The 17,140-nt window shown below is 39.1% G+C and carries 13 protein-coding genes; 10 read left to right on the top strand and 3 right to left on the bottom strand.

Annotated elements, in window-relative coordinates; genetic code table 11:
• Positions 1-8: 8 nt before the first annotated feature.
• From NE848_RS13405 to NE848_RS13360, 10 genes are all read left to right on the top strand, one after another.
• Entirely contained in the window at positions 9-863 is an 855-nt protein-coding gene (locus NE848_RS13405) for a fumarylacetoacetate hydrolase family protein (protein WP_252114427.1), read from the top strand.
• An 8-nt stretch (positions 864-871) separates the two neighbouring features.
• The gene (locus NE848_RS13400) at positions 872-1,714 is read left to right on the top strand and encodes an amidohydrolase family protein (protein ID WP_252114425.1); all 843 of its coding nucleotides are present in this window, start codon (positions 872-874) and stop codon (positions 1,712-1,714) included.
• 15 nt (positions 1,715-1,729) lie between these two features.
• Positions 1,730-4,087: a glycoside hydrolase family 95 protein gene (locus NE848_RS13395; protein ID WP_252114423.1), complete on the top strand. Its 2,358-nt coding sequence runs from the start codon at positions 1,730-1,732 to the stop codon at positions 4,085-4,087.
• Complete coding sequence (locus NE848_RS13390) at positions 4,084-5,631, top strand: sulfatase (RefSeq protein ID WP_252114421.1); 1,548 nt, start codon at positions 4,084-4,086, stop codon at positions 5,629-5,631. The genes NE848_RS13395 and NE848_RS13390 overlap by 4 nt, the downstream gene beginning before the upstream one ends.
• A 25-nt stretch (positions 5,632-5,656) precedes the next feature.
• Positions 5,657-6,439 carry an L-fucose dehydrogenase gene (locus tag NE848_RS13385; protein ID WP_252114419.1) on the top strand — a complete coding sequence of 261 codons (783 nt, stop codon included), beginning with the start codon at positions 5,657-5,659 and terminating at the stop codon, positions 6,437-6,439.
• A 10-nt stretch (positions 6,440-6,449) separates the two neighbouring features.
• On the top strand, positions 6,450-7,760 hold the full coding sequence (fucP, locus tag NE848_RS13380) for an L-fucose:H+ symporter permease (protein WP_252114417.1): 1,311 nt from the start codon (positions 6,450-6,452) through the stop codon (positions 7,758-7,760).
• A gap of 25 nt (positions 7,761-7,785) precedes the next feature.
• Complete coding sequence (locus tag NE848_RS13375) at positions 7,786-8,133, top strand: L-rhamnose mutarotase (RefSeq protein WP_252114479.1); 348 nt, start codon at positions 7,786-7,788, stop codon at positions 8,131-8,133.
• Positions 8,134-8,184: 51 nt separating this feature from the next.
• Positions 8,185-9,336 (top strand): alpha-hydroxy acid oxidase, encoded by a 1,152-nt coding sequence (locus NE848_RS13370; protein ID WP_252114415.1) that lies wholly within the window; start codon positions 8,185-8,187, stop codon positions 9,334-9,336.
• Between the two features lie 104 nt (positions 9,337-9,440).
• The gene (gene acs, locus NE848_RS13365; protein ID WP_252114413.1) at positions 9,441-11,345 is read left to right on the top strand and encodes an acetate--CoA ligase; all 1,905 of its coding nucleotides are present in this window, start codon (positions 9,441-9,443) and stop codon (positions 11,343-11,345) included.
• 56 nt (positions 11,346-11,401) lie between these two features.
• A complete protein-coding gene (locus tag NE848_RS13360; protein ID WP_252114411.1) occupies positions 11,402-12,652 on the top strand; it encodes a glycoside hydrolase family 27 protein in 1,251 nt (416 codons plus the stop codon).
• 86 nt (positions 12,653-12,738) lie between these two features.
• On the opposite strand, the gene NE848_RS13355 is transcribed toward NE848_RS13360, so the two are convergent.
• From NE848_RS13355 to NE848_RS13345, 3 genes are all read right to left on the bottom strand, one after another.
• On the bottom strand, positions 12,739-13,368 hold the full coding sequence (locus NE848_RS13355) for a copper homeostasis protein CutC (protein ID WP_252114409.1): 630 nt from the start codon (positions 13,366-13,368) through the stop codon (positions 12,739-12,741).
• Between the two features lie 267 nt (positions 13,369-13,635).
• Positions 13,636-15,318: a sulfatase family protein gene (locus tag NE848_RS13350; protein ID WP_252114407.1), complete on the bottom strand. Its 1,683-nt coding sequence runs from the start codon at positions 15,316-15,318 to the stop codon at positions 13,636-13,638.
• Positions 15,319-15,364: 46 nt separating this feature from the next.
• The gene (locus tag NE848_RS13345) at positions 15,365-16,882 is read right to left on the bottom strand and encodes a sulfatase family protein (protein WP_252114405.1); all 1,518 of its coding nucleotides are present in this window, start codon (positions 16,880-16,882) and stop codon (positions 15,365-15,367) included.
• Positions 16,883-17,140: the final 258 nt, after the last annotated feature.

The raw sequence follows: 17,140 nt of genomic DNA, 5'->3' as shown, positions 1-17,140 counted from the left end.
GATTAAATATGAAACTTATACGTATAGGTGAGGTTGGAAAGGAAATACCAGGATTACTTGAGGAGGGTAAAAGATATGATGTTAGTGCTTTCGGAGAAGATTATGATGAGACTTTTTTCGAATCCAATGGTTTAGGAAGACTGCAGGAATGGTTTTCAAGTAATAAGAATTCATGTCCAGTAATTTCCCCAGATGTTCGCCTTGGACCTCCTTTCAAGAGACCATCAAAACTGGTATGCATTGGTCTTAACTATGTTAAGCACGCCGAGGAAACGGGGGCGGCTATACCAAAGGAGCCGGTTCTTTTCTTCAAATCCACTACAAGTATTGTGGGGCCAAACGACGATCTGATTATTCCAAAAAACAGTAAAAAGACCGACTGGGAGGTGGAGTTGGCCTTTGTAATTGAAAAAAAGGCATCATATGTTTCTGAGGAGGACGCTATGGATTATGTAGCAGGTTATGTACTGCATAATGATTATAGCGAACGAGAATTCCAACTTGAACGTGAGGGCCAATGGGTAAAAGGTAAAAGTTGTGATACGTTCGCACCCCTTGGGCCTTACATGGCTACAAAGGAGGAAATTGAGGATCCTCATAAACTGAGATTATGGTTAAAACTAAATGGAAAGATGATGCAGGATAGCAATACCTCAGATTTTGTCTTTAATATTCCGCAAATCATTAGCAATGTTTCTAAATATATGACCCTGCTTCCCGGAGACGTGATTTCGACAGGTACTCCGTTTGGTGTCGGTCTGGGATTGAAACCTCAGGTATATCTTACACCGGGTGATGAAATTGAACTTGGGATTGATGGATTAGGAAGTTCAAAACAAACCGCCAAGGCTTACCCGGAATAAATATTAAAATGAAAATCGATAGCCATATTCATTTGTGGGATTTCAAGCAGGAGGAGTTTGAATGGATAGATGATTCCATGTCAATACTTCAGAGGGATTTTAATCCGGCCCATATTATTCCGGTTTTAAAGAAAAATAATTTCGATGGAGCGATTGCCGTACAGGCTAGGGCCTTGAAAGCCGAAAATGATTTTTTACTGGAAATCGCAAAGGATCATTCTATGATAGAGGGTGTTGTGGGGTGGGCCGATTTAAAAGATAGAGGTTTGCCTGCATACCTTGAATTTTTGGCAGGATACGAAAAATTAAAAGGTATTAGAACATTTATTCAGGATGAAAGTCTGGGGTATATGGACCAAACAAATTTTCGGTATGGCCTGACACTACTAAAGGATTATGATTTCAGTTTTGATCTTTTGATTAGGGAAGATCAATTAAATGAAGCCGCGGAGCTGGTAAAACAACACCCCTATCAGAAATTTGTAATAGATCACATGGCTAAACCCTTTTATTCAATTGGGATGAATAAGACCTGGAAGAAAAAAATTCAGGAAATGGGTGCCCTGCCGAATGTTTTCTGTAAAATTTCCGGCCTGGTAACAGAGACCAGGAATTTGCATTGGCAATATCAGGAATTTACACCTTTCCTGGATGTGGTTAGTAATTCCTTCGGGCCTAAACGCTTAATGTTCGGATCGGATTGGCCGGTTTGTAAATTATCTTGTATGTATGAAGATGTATTAAAAATTTGTGAACAGTACTTCTCCACATTTTCTGAAGATGAATATAAAGCTGTCATGGGACTGAATGCCATTGAATTTTATGGGTTAGAGAAAGCCAAATCAAATTAGGATTTTTAAAGAGGTATGAAAAGATTTATAATCATAATCAGTCTATTAATAAATCAATTAAATGCTCAGGTCTCTGATAAATCCAATTCTGTTTTATGGTACGATGAACCTGCAGAGGAATGGATGCAGGCATTGCCAATAGGCAATGGAAGATTTGGCGCAATGGTGTTTGGTGGAATTAATAAGGAGCGTCTTCAGTTAAACGAAGATTCTTTATGGCCTGGTGGTCCGGATTGGAGTGACGGTAAAGGTGACCGGGAAAATCTTGAAGAAATAAGGAGGCTTTTAAAGGAAGGCAAAAAGCAATTGGCCGATAGTTTAATTGTTGAAAATTTTTCCTATAAGGGTATCGTAAGATCCCATCAAACCATGGGCGATCTATGGATTGAATATAACACAGAGGAGAAGGTGAGTAATTACAAACGCCAACTAGATCTTACCAATGCGATTACCACAACGCGTTATTCAGTTAATGGATATGATTTTTCACAGGAGGTATTTTCATCGGCAGTAGATGATGTAATGGTGATTAGAATTACCACCGAAAATCCAGATGGTGTGGATTTTAAATTGTCTTTAACAAGACCTGAAGATCGTGGTCATAAGACTGTTGAAGTAAGGTCTCTGGGGGAGACAACCTTAAGTATGAAAGGAATGGTAACCCAGTTTGGAGGAAAAAGGTATTCTAAACCTTTTCCAATAAAGGAAGGCGTGAAATTTGAAACCAGACTTGAAGTCTTGAATACCAACGGGAAAAGTAAAATTGAAAATGGTCAATTAGTTTTAAATGGCGTCAGCTCAGCCCTTATTTTGGTTTCTGGGAATACAAGCTTTTATCATGACGATTTTGTTGCGAAAAACACTCATATAATTGAGAACGCGGGAAAATTGGGTTTTAAACTTTTAAAACAAAGGCACGTTCAGGATTATCAAAAGTATTTTGATAGAGTCCAGCTAGAGCTGGGAAATGAAGATTTAAGTTCTTTGCCCACAGATGATAGAATGGCTAGGATAAAGGATGGACAAAAAGATTTATCCTTAATTCCACTCCTATTCCAGTACGGTCGATATTTATTGATAAGTTCTTCGAGACCTGGTACCAACGCGGCTAATTTACAGGGAATTTGGAATGAGCATATTGAAGCTCCCTGGAATGCTGATTATCACCTGAATGTGAATTTACAAATGAATTACTGGCCCGCTGAAGTAACTAACCTCTCAGAAATGCATGTACCTCTCTTTGCATTTGGTGACCGGTTAATTGAGCGCGGTAGAAAAACCGCATTCCAACAATATGGTATTGAAAGAGGTGCAGTGGCCCATCAGGCAACAGATTTATGGGCTCCTGCCTTTATGCGTGCTGAAAGAGCTTATTGGGGGGCTTGGATTCATGGTGGTGGATGGTTGTCTCAACATTACTGGGAACATTACTTATTCACTCAGGATAGAAGTTTTCTTGAAAAGGAGGCTTATCCTGCATTAAAGGCATTTGCCGAATTCTATATGGACTGGCTTACCTGGAATCCTGAAACTCAAACCTGGATCTCTGCACCAGAAACATCACCTGAAAACTCCTACACTGCTGAAAATGGGCAGCCGGCCGCGACGACATATGGAAATGCAATGGGTCACCAGATTATAGCCGAAGTTTTTGATAATACTCTGTTGGCCGCATCTGTTCTGGGGATTAGAAATAAATTTATTTCCAAATTAAAGAAGAAAAGAGAAAAGCTACATCCGGGGGTAGTGATCGGGGACGATGGAAGAATTTTGGAATGGGACAAACCTTATTCGGAAGTTGAAAAGGGCCATCGTCATATGTCTCATTTGTACGCCCTGCATCCTGGCAAAACTATAACCCCTGACAGTGAAAATGAATTTGAAGCGGCAAAAAAAACCATTGCTTATAGACTGAAGCATGGGGGAGCAGGTACAGGTTGGAGTAGAGCCTGGATGATAAATATCAATGCACGATTACTACAACCCGAAAAGGCTGCGCACAATATTTGGAAATTCTTTGAAATATCCCTTGCCGATAATATGTTCGACATGCATCCTCCATTTCAAATCGACGGAAATTTTGGATTCACTGCGGGAATAGCGGAAATGTTATTACAGTCACATCAAAAATTTGTTCATATTCTGCCATGTCTTCCAAAGGACTGGAAGCAAGGTGAAGTTAAGGGACTTAAGGCACGTGGAAACATTGAGGTATCCATAAAATGGTCAGGCGGAGAAGTAATTGAAGTGCAGCTTTTGTCAAAGGAAGATAAAATTCTGAAAGTGAAATATGTAGACGAAGTAAAGAACATACAATTAAAAGCAAACGAAAAGATAAAATTGGATAATCACCTGAATATCGTTTCACGATGAAAGAACTGAATCTCTTTTTAATTATTTGCATTATTTTAAGTTCCACATTATGTGGCTTTTCCCAACAAAAAAAAATAAATACTTCTCCCAATATAATATTGTTCGTGGTAGATGATATGGGTTGGCAGGATACCTCTGTTCCCTTCGATACTACTATTACGAAATTAAACCGGACTTATCACACTCCTAATATGGAGCGTCTTGCCGCTAAAGGAGTGAAATTCACTCAGGCTTATGCTACGCCAATTTGTTCGCCTTCAAGAGTTAGCTTATTAACCGGTTCTAATGCTGCTCGTCATAAAGTTACCAATTGGACGCTTCGAAAGAACCTCTCCCAGGATGCAGTCGATAACCAGCTAAGTTTTCCGGTGTGGAATATGAATGGTCTAAGTCAGAAACCTGGAGTAGAAAATAGTTTTTATGCCAAAGCTTTACCTCAGATTTTGAAGGAGAATGGATATTATACGATCCACGCAGGAAAAGCACATTTAGGAGCTATTGGTACCCCGGGTGCCGATCCACTCAACCTTGGTTTTGATGTGAATATCGCGGGACATGCTGCCGGAGCACCGGAGAGTTATTTGGGAACAGAAAATTTCGGTGTTGGAAAACCCGACAAAAGTGTTTGGGCAGTACCTGGTTTGGAAAAGTATCATGGTAAAGATATATTTCTTACCGAAGCTATTACCCGGGAAGCCCTGGCTGCAATTGACCCTATGGTGAATAAGAAACCATTTTTTCTTCATATGAGCCACTATGCAGTGCATGTACCTATTATGGGGGATCCCCGCTATCTGCAGAAATACTTAGATGCTGGTCTTAATAGAACTGAAGCAAGCTATGCTTCAATGCTCGAGGGAATGGATAAAAGTCTTGGTGATATAATGGATTTTCTGGATAGAAAACAAATTATGGATAACACCATAATTTTATTTATTTCTGATAATGGAGGACTAAGTGCGCACGCCAGAGGTGGTACTCCTCATACGCACAATAAACCTCTCGCCAGTGGTAAAGGTTCACTTTATGAAGGTGGGATTAGAGTACCAATGTTGGTCTCGTGGCCCGGAAAGTACAAACCCGGAAAAGTAGTAGATCAATATGTTATAATAGAAGATTTCTTTCCAAGTATACTTGAGATCACGAAAATTAAGAACGTTTCAAAACCTCAAATCGTTGATGGAATTTCATTCAAACCCCTTCTTGAGGATGAACCATATAAATCAGACAACCGTCCCATCGTATGGCATTTTCCCAATAAATGGGGTGGTTCCGGCCCAGGAATAGGACCAGGTAGTGCTATTAGAAAAGGAGAGTGGAAATTGATTTATTTTTATAAAACTCAGCATTTTGAATTATATAATCTTGCTAAAGATATTGGGGAAACTGAGAATCTATTTTATCAATATCCTAAGCTAGCCTTCAGTTTAGTAAAATCATTAACTCAATTCTTAAAAAATACGGATGCTCAATTGCCCTTTTATAAGGAGAATGGACAAAAGCTTGATTATCCTTTGGAAACTTTTAAAAATTTAAAATTCTAAAGGAGCATTCTATAAAATTTAAAATATGGATTTAAACTTACAGGATAAAGTAATTATTGTCACAGGTGGTACCAGAGGCATAGGTGGGGCAATCTCACGAAGCCTTTCCCTGGAAGGAGCTATACCGGTCTTTGTGGGCCGAAATAAAGAGGGAGGTGAAGTTTTGGAAAGGGAACTCAATTCGAAAAATCAAAAAGGAATTTATATAGAGGGGGATCTAAATAAGGAGGGAGAATGTAGAGGTATTGTTGAAGAGGTAATAAATAAGCTTGGTAAGATAGATGCTTTGGTGAACAATGCAGGAGTCAATGATAATGTAGGTCTGGAATCGGGAACTCCAGAAGAGTTTAAAATTTCTCTCTTTAATAATGTCAACCACTATTACGAAATGACGCATTATTGCCTGCCATTTCTTAAGACAACCAAAGGAAATATACTGAATATAAGTTCTAAAGTAGCCTTATCCGGGCAGGGTGGAACCTCAGGTTACGCGGCGGCGAAAGGAGCACAGTTAGCCTTAACGAGGGAATGGGCTGCTGAGTTACTCTCGTATGGAATAAGGGTTAATGCCATACTGCCAGCTGAAGTCATGACCCCTTTGTATAAAAGCTGGTTAGATAGTTTTGAAGATCCCGCTGAAAAAAGGAAAAAAATCGAAACTAAAATTCCGTTAGGTAATCGTATGACAACCGATATGGAAATTGCAGCAACCGCCTTGTTCATTATTTCATCAAGGTCGTCTCATACCACAGGGCAGTTTATAATTCCCGATGGGGGTTATATCCATTTAGATCGATCATTAACTTAATTAATAATGTATGTCGTATAAACCGCTTACCAAGGTAGTGCCTAAAAAAAACTTACTGCCTTTTATTCTTATTACATCTCTATTTGCCCTCTGGGGGTTTGCTAATGCAGTGACGGACCCAATGGTACAAGCCTTTAAAAAAGTATTAGAACTATCTAATACTGAAGCTTCCTGGGTACAAATGGCATTTTATGGAGGATATTTTAGTATGGCCCTCCCAGCCGCACTTTTTGTGCGAAAATTCAGTTATAAAACAGGTGTTTTAATTGGGTTGGGTTTATATGCAGCAGGAGCCATCTTGTTTTATCCTGCAGCACTTACTGAAGAATTTTGGTTCTTTTGTTTAGGCCTATATATATTAACTTTTGGACTGGCTTTCCTTGAAACTACGGCCAACCCTTATATATTGGCTATGGGGCCGGAACAAACTGCAACTCAAAGATTAAATCTTGCCCAAGCATTTAACCCGGTAGGCTTAATTGGAGGCTTATTGGTAGCACAGTATTTCGTTTTAAAACAGTTAAAGTCCGATGATATAGATAATTTTAGCCTACTGACAGAAACTCAAAAAATTCTCATTCGGACCTCAGATTTAATGATAATTAGAGACCCTTACGTCATTTTAGGTTTTGTTGTTATAGGTGTTTTTCTTTTAATAGCGTTTAACAAGATGCCTCAAGCGAAGGACCATAATGGAATTCCTCCCTTAAAAGATACCTTTATTAGACTGTTTAATAATAAGAAATATATTCAGGGGGTATTAGCCCAGGTATTTTACGTTGGTGCACAAATCATGTGCTGGACATACATTTATCAATATTCTGAAGCAATTGGTATAGAAAGTCATATTGCGGCAAACTATCAATTCGTGGCCTTTATTATCTTTCTGGCAGGTCGAGCTATAGGGACTTATTTGCTACGGTTTATTAGTTCGGGTAAACTACTTGCAACTTTTAGTATCCTGGCGGGTCTCTGTGCCGTTCTAACCATTTTTGTGGTAGGATTTATCGGTTTGTATTCACTTGTTTCTATATCCCTATTTATGTCTATTATGTTTCCTACAATTTATGGAATTGCATTAAAAGGATTAAAGGAAGAGGAAGCGAAAATTGGAGCTGCTGGGCTGGTGATGGCTATCGTTGGAGGAGCATTAATGCCCCAATTACAAGGTTTGATCATTGATTTAGGTGGTGTTGAGGTTAATGATGTATTAATCTTAGGAGTTCCGGAAGTTAATTTTTCATTTGTATTGCCATTTCTATGCTTTCTGTTTATTACATATTACGGAATAATGGTTTATAAAAAATTTGAAAAAGGATAAAGTTGATTATAAAAAAGTAGGAGATATGAAAAATCAGAGATTTTGTTTTGCTCTGGATCTTATAAATGACTCCGAATTAATTCGGGAATATGAAAATTATCATAAAAAGGTCTGGCCAGAAATCGAAGATGCAATTATAAATTCTGGTGTGGAGAAGCTAGAGATATATCGAATTAAAACCAGGCTTTTTATGATCCTTGAAACTGATGCAAATTTCAGTCTTGAAAAGAAAAATCAATTAGACCAAAAGAATCCGATTGTACAGGAATGGGAAAATCTTATGTGGAAATATCAAAAATCCCTGCCTGGATCCAAGCCGGGTGAAAAATGGGTGTTGATGGATAAAATTTTTGAGCTCGAGAAAGATAATTAATAACCTGTTAATATTTGAATTAACTATTTATTTCATAGACACTTAACCTGTATGAGTTATACATTTAATTCAAAATATCCATCAGTAGACGATCTAAGGAAAAAAGCTAAGAAAAGAGTGCCGGCATTTGCATTTGAATATCTGGACGGTGGATGTAATGACGATGTGAATATTTACCGGAATACGGCAGAAATAAGGGACGTTCAGCTCGAGCCAAGGTACCTTCAGAATTACGGGGAAAGTTCCACAAAAACCAGAGTTCTGGGGATGGAATTTGATGCACCATTTGGGATTGCGCCCGTAGGTTTACAGGGGCTAATGTGGCCAAATTCTCCGCAGATACTTGCTAAAGCAGCGAATGAACACAACATTCCTTTTGTTTTAAGCACAGTAACCACTATGGATATTGAAGAGGCGAGCAGGCTCACCGATGGCCGGGCCTGGTTCCAGCTATATAATCCGGTTGAAGATTCGGTTAGAAATGATATTCTGAACAGGGCCGCCGATGCAGGCTGCCCGGTGCTAGTACTGCTCTGTGATGTGCCCACTTTTGGATACCGTCCCAGAGATATCAGGAACGGTCTGGCCTTACCTCCAAAAATGTCGGTAAGGAATATACTTCAGATCCTGGGAAAGCCGGCCTGGGCTATTAACACGCTTAAATACGGGCAACCTACTTTTGAAAACCTCAAACCATATACTCCGGAGGGGTTGAACTTAAAACAGCTTGGACAGTTTATGGACAGAACCTTCTCGGGTAGGCTCAATGAAGAGCTTATTAAACCCATTCGTGATAAATGGAAGGGGAAACTTGTTTTAAAGGGCGTAGCTTCCCAGCAGGACACCGAAGATGCCATAAGAATGGGCTTTGACGGGATCATTGTTTCCAATCATGGTGGCAGACAACTGGATGCAGGAGAGTCTACTATACATTCCCTTCAGAATATCACTGAGAAATACTCTGATCAAATTGAGATAATGATGGATAGTGGCCTGCGGTCGGGACCAGATATTGCCAGAGCAATCGCTTCGGGAGCAAAATTCACATTTATGGGACGCTCATTCATGTATGGTGCCGCAGCCCTCGGAAACGAAGGTGGAGATCATACTATAAGCATTCTCAAAACCCAGTTCAAACAGGTGATGGATCAGTTATGTTGCAATAGGGTAGAAGACCTGCCATTACATTTAGCGAGGAAATAAAATTACGTGGATTGAATAAATAGCTAACTAGAATAAATTCTAAGATACAATGTAGATCTAACCAGTTTAGTAGATACTGCATTTAATCATTCAAAAAATATCATATGAGTAATTATCACATTAAGAATCTGGAGGAATATTTTCAGGTATATAGAAAATCTGTAAGAGAGCCGGAGAATTTCTGGCAGGAAGTAGCCGAGGAACATTTTGTTTGGAGGAAGAAATGGGATAATGTGCTTAGCTGGGATTTTTCAAAACCCGAAGTGAAATGGTTCGAAAATGCCAAGCTTAACATTACCGAAAATTGTATAGACAGGCACCTGCTTACAAATGGTGAAAAGACCGCGATCATCTGGGAACCCAATGACCCCGATGAGAAAGCCTTACATTTAAGTTTTAGGGAACTGCATAAGAAAGTCAATAAGTTTGCTAATGTCTTAAAGAGCCATGGAATTGAAAAAGGGGATAGGGTATGCATATATCTGCCAATGATCCCTGAGCTGGCTTACGCCGTTCTGGCCTGCGCCAGGATAGGAGCGATACATTCGGTAGTGTTTGCCGGATTCTCTTCTTCTGCGCTGGCTACCAGAACCCTGGATGCCGATTGTAAAATGCTTATTACGGCCGACGGGTCTTTTCGTGGATCTAAGACCATCGATCTTAAGGGAATTGTGGATAAAGCCCTCGAAGACTGCCCCGATGTGAATACAGTACTGGTGGCAAAGAGAACAGGTGCAGATGTGGATATGAAGGAAGGCCGCGATAAGTGGCTGGCTCCTTTAATGGCGGAGGCTTCAGATGAGTGCGCTCCCGAAATCATGGACGCCGAAGATCCTTTGTTCATCCTTTATACTTCCGGGTCTACCGGCAAGCCAAAAGGAATGTTGCACACCACCGCAGGTTATATGGTCTACTCGGCCTATACCTTTAAGAATATATTCAAATATGAGAACGATGATGTGTATTGGTGTACCGCTGATATTGGTTGGATCACCGGCCATTCTTATATAATTTATGGCCCATTACTTAACGGAGCAACCACGGTGATGTTTGAAGGTGTTCCTTCCTATCCCGATTTTGGAAGGTTCTGGGAAATCGTTGAAAAACATAAGGTGAATCAATTCTATACGGCGCCAACTGCCATACGCGCCCTGGCTAAAAAAAGCGTGGACCTGGTAGATAAATATGATCTTTCTTCCATTAAAGTTCTGGGAACCGTGGGAGAACCGATTAATGAAGAAGCCTGGCACTGGTATAATGACAATATAGGAAAAGGGAAAAGTCCCATTGTTGATACCTGGTGGCAGACGGAGACAGGTGGAATTATGATCTCACCAATCCCGTTCGCGACCCCCACGAAACCTACTTTTGCTACTCTTCCATTCCCGGGTATCCAACCGGTCCTGATGGATGAAAACGGAGAGGAGATAAAAGGTAATCAGGTAGATGGCCGACTTTGTATAAAATTCCCCTGGCCTTCTATGGCCCGTACCATCTGGGGAAATCATGAAAGGTATCGTGACACCTATTTTTCAGCCTTTAAGGATAAATATTTTACCGGAGATGGCGCCCTTCGGGACGAGGTAGGATATTACAGGATTACAGGTAGGGTAGATGATGTTATCATCGTTTCCGGCCATAACCTTGGGACCGCACCAATTGAAGATGCCATTGACGAACACCCTGCTGTGGCTGAGACGGCTGTTGTCGGCTTCCCGCATGAGGTGAAAGGGAATGCTTTGTGTGCCTTTGTTATTCTTAAAGAATCTGGAGAATACCGGAACCAGGATAATTTACGTAAGGAGATCAATCAGCAGATCTCAGATAAGATCGGGCCGATCGCCAAACCTGATAAAATTCAGTTTGTGGAGGGCTTACCTAAGACCCGAAGCGGTAAGATCATGAGAAGAATACTTAGAAAGATAGCTTCCAATGATACTTCAGATCTCGGCGATACATCTACTTTACTTAATCCCGAAATAGTAGATAGCCTTATTAAAAATAGCTGATACTATACGAAAACTTAATGAAAGAATTAAGAGTTTATAATTATAAAAGTTTCAATATGCGAGGAAGCTGTAATTTATATATTGGTTTTGTTTTGTTGTCATTGATTTTTATTTCTTCATGTAATAATGCGGATAAGACAGTGAGGGATGACCAATCAAAAGTATTACGTCCCAAGGTACCTATTATGGGCTGGGCCAGCTGGAATAACTATAGGGTAAACATAAATGAGAAGATAATAAAAGCCCAGGCAGACGCATTAGTTGAAACTGGCCTTATGAATGCTGGATATAAATATATCAATATTGATGATGGTTTTTTTGGCGGAAGGGATGAAAACGGAAACCTTTTAGTCCATAAGACAAGATTTCCTAATGGTATGAAGAATCTTGCCGATTATATACATGAAAAAGGATTGAAGGCCGGTATATACACAGATGCAGGGATCAATACCTGCGCCTCTTATTGGGATAAAGATACAATAGGTGTGGGTATGGGATTGTATGGACATGAAAGAAGCGATCTCACTTTAATGCTAAATGATTGGGATTATGATTTTATAAAAGTTGATTGGTGCGGTGGAGAATGGTTAGGCCTTGATGATGAGATCAGATATACCAAAATCGGTAATATGATTCGAGAGATAAACCCTGAAGTAGTTTATAACATATGTAGATGGGAATTTCCAGGGGAATGGGTAGTAAATACTGCTGACTCGTGGAGAATTGCAGGGGATATAGCAAACACCTTTGAATCTGTAATGCACATAGTTGATCAAAATGCCAATTTGTGGAAATACTCCGGTCCGGGTCATGTAAATGATATGGATATGTTGCAGGTGGGAAGAGGAATGAGTTTTGAAGAAGATAAAACTCATTTCAGTATGTGGTGCATGTTAAATTCTCCCCTAATTGCCGGTAACGATCTTACAAAAATGTCTGATCAAACACTGGATATTTTAACAAATAAGGAAATGATTGATATTAACCAAGATCCCCTGGTATATCAAGCGCGAAGATTAAAAGATGAAGGAGATTTGGAGGTATGGGCAAAACCACTAAAAAGTACCCTAAGCGGCGAGGTAGCAGTTGCACTGCTAAATAGGTCGGATAGTTCCAAGTGGATGAGTTTTAAAATGGAAGATGTAGGAATTGATCCGAGCAAGAAAAATACTATCAGGGATGTTTGGAAACATAAGGAATTACAACCCAATCAAAATAAACTCAGTATGAAAGTACCGTCCCACGGAGTAGTGGTATTAAAAATTCAAGGGGAATCCTTACCTTACAATGTTTTTCAATTCGAATGAAGAATTTAATGTTGGCACTATATTCTTTTCAAGGAAAGTAGTCACTCAATTTTCCCGTAGTTGTTTTAGTTAGCCTTAAATTATCTTCATAAATCTCCCACGATACGTTTACCGTGATAAGCCCTGGCTCCAAAATATGCATGTAATTCATATAAATTAGTCTCTGATATTTTGCCGGCAGGAATAATTTCCAATTTATTCGCAGATATTTGAAGCATTTTCTTTATCACTTCCTTACCTTCTAAAGCTGTTGTCGCCCCTCCTGATGTCAATACACTCGTAATTCCAGGAATTTTTAATAATTCCTCTAAATTCTCTAATGGGTTGCCTGTGTGATCTATAGCTTTGTGAATGCCAACTTTCAGAGGTGCAGCTATATTGGTTAATAACCTTATTCTCTCCAGATCTAATTTTTTATTATAAGTTAGTAACCCAAAAATCACTCCTTCCACTCCAATTTCTTTGCAAAAATTAATGGAAGCTATCATCTGCTTTATTTCACTGGCCGAATAAATAAAATCACCCCCGCGTGGACGAATCATAACTCGTAAGGGAATTTTCAATTGCCGATTTGCTTCTTTGATGAGGTTGTGGGAAGGAGTTAAGCCTTCCAGATCCAGATGTTCACAAAGTTCAATTCTATCAGCTCCATTTCTTTGAGCTTTTAGGGCCTGGTCCAAATTTTCTATACATGCCTCTTTTATAAATGGCTCCATAGTTGGTCTCCTAATAAATTAATAATTTCAATAAACCAATAGTAATAGATAAGAAAAAGAGAGTTCAGCTGATTAAAAGATAAATATTTATTAAAGTTAAATATTTATATACTTCGGTTAGATAGTTTAAGAATATGAATTTTCCTTCCAGAGCGATAATTTTAGGGATAATTCAGATTTATCTTCCCTTAAAATTATGTCAGCATTTTCAAAAGTTATAATAGTTTAGAAACAACTTGAATTGGAGTTTCCGGGCCTTAGTTTCGTTTACTTGTTTTGATATAGTTCTATAAAATGCTTATCCAATTCTTCAGAATCTTTATATTTTTTACGCACCTCCACCAGCTTTTGCATCATCTTTTTTCTTACTCCGGCATAACCGGGATCATAAAATACATTATGCATTTCCTGAGGATCATTCTTACGGTCATAAAGTTCCCATTCTTCCACATCATAATAAAAATGGATAAGTTTATAATCTTTGGTGGCAATGCCGTAATGCCTTTTCACAGCATGTTCTGCAGGATATTCATAATAATGATAGTAGACCGCTTCTCTCTCCCAGGTATCTTCCTTACCTTTTAAAAGTGGTAGGAGGCTTTCTCCCTGCATTTCTTCCGGGGCCTGAACACCGGCAATCTCCAAGAACGTTTGTGCGAAATCTAGGTTTTGCACCATTTCGTCCTGGGTAATACCAGGTTTTATTTCATTTGGCCAACGTATAAGTAAAGGAGTCTTAAAAGATTCATCATACATAAAGCGTTTATCAAACCAGCCATGCTCTCCCAGATAAAAACCCTGGTCCGATGTATAAACTACTATGGTATTATTCGATAAATTGTTCTCGTCAAGGTAGGTCAATACGCGACCTACGTTTTCGTCTACAGCCGCGATGGTACCAAGGTAATCCTGCATATAACGCTGATATTTCCATATCATTAAGTCTCTATCATCCATCTCTCGATAATTATCTGCAAACTCCTTATTAATTGGAGAATAAACACTGTCCCAGGCAGCCTTTTGTTGCTTGCTCATTCCACTGGTAGGATCTCCGAGATAACGTTCCTGAATGCCTAATTTTTTAACCACACTATCTTTTAACTTATTATCGTTGGTAAGGACCATATGGGTGAGAATGTTCATTTCAGCTGTTCTGGCCGCTGTACTTTTATGGCTTCTTGGTGGCTCTGAAGTATATTGTTGAGAAGTGAATTCTCGAGAATTTGATTTAAGGTCTTTTCTATGAATACGAGTGTAATCATCAAAAAGTGTTTCCGGTAAAGGAAATTCTTTTTTTGTGAATTCCTTGTAATGTCTTTCAGCAGGTAACCATGCGCGGTGCGGAGCTTTGTGCAGATACATTAATAAAAATGGCTTTTTGGGATCTCTTTCTTCTTCTAACCATTGAAGCGTTAGGTCTGTGATAATATCTGTAACATATCCGTTAATTACTGTATCCCCACTTTTTGTGATGAACCTTGGATTGTAATATCTTCCCTGACCAGGCAGAATCTTAAATTCGTCAAATCCTTTTGGATTATTTCCGAAATGCAATTTCCCAAACATGGCAGTTTGATATCCGGCATCTTGCAGGAGCTGAGGGAAAGTGACATTCGTTGTGTCAAATTTGCTTAAATTATCGATTTTACCATTCATATGACTGTGCTTCCCCGTTAGAATTACCGCCCTGGATGGAGCACAAATGGAATTGGTAACGGAGGCATTCGTAAAGAGCATCCCTTCATTTGCAAGCCTGTCAATATTAGGAGTTTGGATAAGTTTATTATTATAAGCGCTTATAGCTTGATAGGCATGATCATCCGACATCATAAAAACGATGTTTGGACGCGTCATTTTCTTTTGCTCTTTTTGTTCTTTTTCGTTCTTACAAGAAATGAGTATTCCTGCCAAACATAGCAGGAAAATGACAATTTTATTATTCTTTGGCATGGTTGTAATTAGTGGTTAGTGATAATAGACCTATATTTTAGTCCTTTTACTGGGAATTTCTGATCCTATTTAGTTCCTGCTTCATTTTTACCATTTTCTCTGGCATTTCGAAGGCTAGGTTCTTAGTTTCCCCGGGATCTTCCTTTATGTTGTATAATTGTGGCTCTTCTTTAAATCCGGTTTCAATATCCACTCCCCAAGGTACTATGGCGGGACCGGAATAAGGCTCGATATATTTATAATCCCCTTCCACAAAGGACAACACATTTCGAATAGCTTGTTGTACCAGGGATTTTCTGCCTTCTGTCTGTACTCCAATAAGGGTTTCCCACTGGTTTTGACTATCTATAGCCACACTGTCAGGAATATTTTGACCTGTAGCGGATGCAAAGGATCTTAGAAAATCTACTTGGCTTATTAATGCCGAAGATTCACTGTTCGCATCTATTTTTCCCATCCATTGTACAATAAAAGGGACCCGGGTCCCAGCCTCGTATGAACTATACTTTCCACCGCGCAGCCCGCCAAACGGATTATGATCCCCTAATCTTTCCGCTGCACCGTCCAGATAACCATCATCTAACACGGGTCCATTGTCACTGGTGAAAATTATGAGAGTATTTTCTTCCATACCTAGGTTCTGTAGTTTTTTTTGAATGGCACCTACAGTATAATCTAACTGTATGATCACATCACCACGGGGGCCTTTTCCTGTAGTGCCAACAAAACGTTCATGAGGTACACGTGGTACGTGGATATCGTGAGTAGAGAGATACAGAAAAAATGGAAAATCTTTATTGTCTTCTATAAACCTGATCGATTTATTAACCAGAATATCTGCTATGTCTTCATCCCTCCAACGCGCTTCTTTGCCCCCTGTCATGTAGCCAATCCTACTAATACCATTAATAATGCTTTGGTTATGACCATGGGAATACATAATTTGCAATTGTTCCGGGTTTTCCGCTCCAGTAGGATTATCGTCTAGGTTTCGATGGTAATTTACCTTGATGGGATCTTTAGGATCAAGGGCTACCACATGTCGATTCTCGAGAAAAACTGTAGGTACCCGGTCACCGGTTGCAGGAAGTATGAAGGCATAATCGAATCCAATTTCCAGAGGACCGGGTTTAATTTCCTTATTCCAATTAATGGTTTGTTCCTCACCAAGTCCAAGATGCCATTTCCCTACTACTGCAGTTTTATAACCAGCCTTCTGCAAAACCCCGGGTAGGGTAGTCCGTCCAGGTAAAATTAAACTATTAGCATCTCCAGGCGCAACGCCTGTACCTTTTTTTCTCCAGGCATATTCTCCAGTTAGCATTGAATACCGTGAAGGGGTACAAGTGGCCGAAGAAGCATATGCATTAGTGAATTTTAATCCATTTTTAGTCAGAGCATCAATATGTGGGGTGGGAATGCTTCCTCCATAGCTACTAATATCGCCATAGCCAAGGTCGTCTGCATAAATTAAAATAATATTTGGAGTCTGAGAATAATATACCGTTGGAGAGATCAATAAAATTAATACGATTAAATTCCAGAATTTATATTTAGCATTCATGATTTAAACTTTCAAATCCTTTTTTAAAATAATCAAAACATTATTTTTATTTCCGTAAAACTTTCGAAATATACATTGTTTATAGGCGAATAGAAAATACATAATTCATTTTTTATTCCTTTTTTAGGTATAAGATTATTTGAGAAGACGTTTGATAGAGTATGAAATAAGCTGGTGTTGGTGTTGAGAAAATATTTAATACTAAGGTTAAATTTTAATAATTTCCATAAATAATATGGGCTAATTCTTTTCTTTTAT

This window comes from Gramella jeungdoensis, assembly GCF_023805255.1.
Taxonomy (GTDB): Bacteria; Bacteroidota; Bacteroidia; order Flavobacteriales; family Flavobacteriaceae; genus Christiangramia; species Christiangramia jeungdoensis.
Note: the sequence above shows the minus strand (reverse complement) of the source record. Positions and strands in the feature narration are given on the sequence as shown.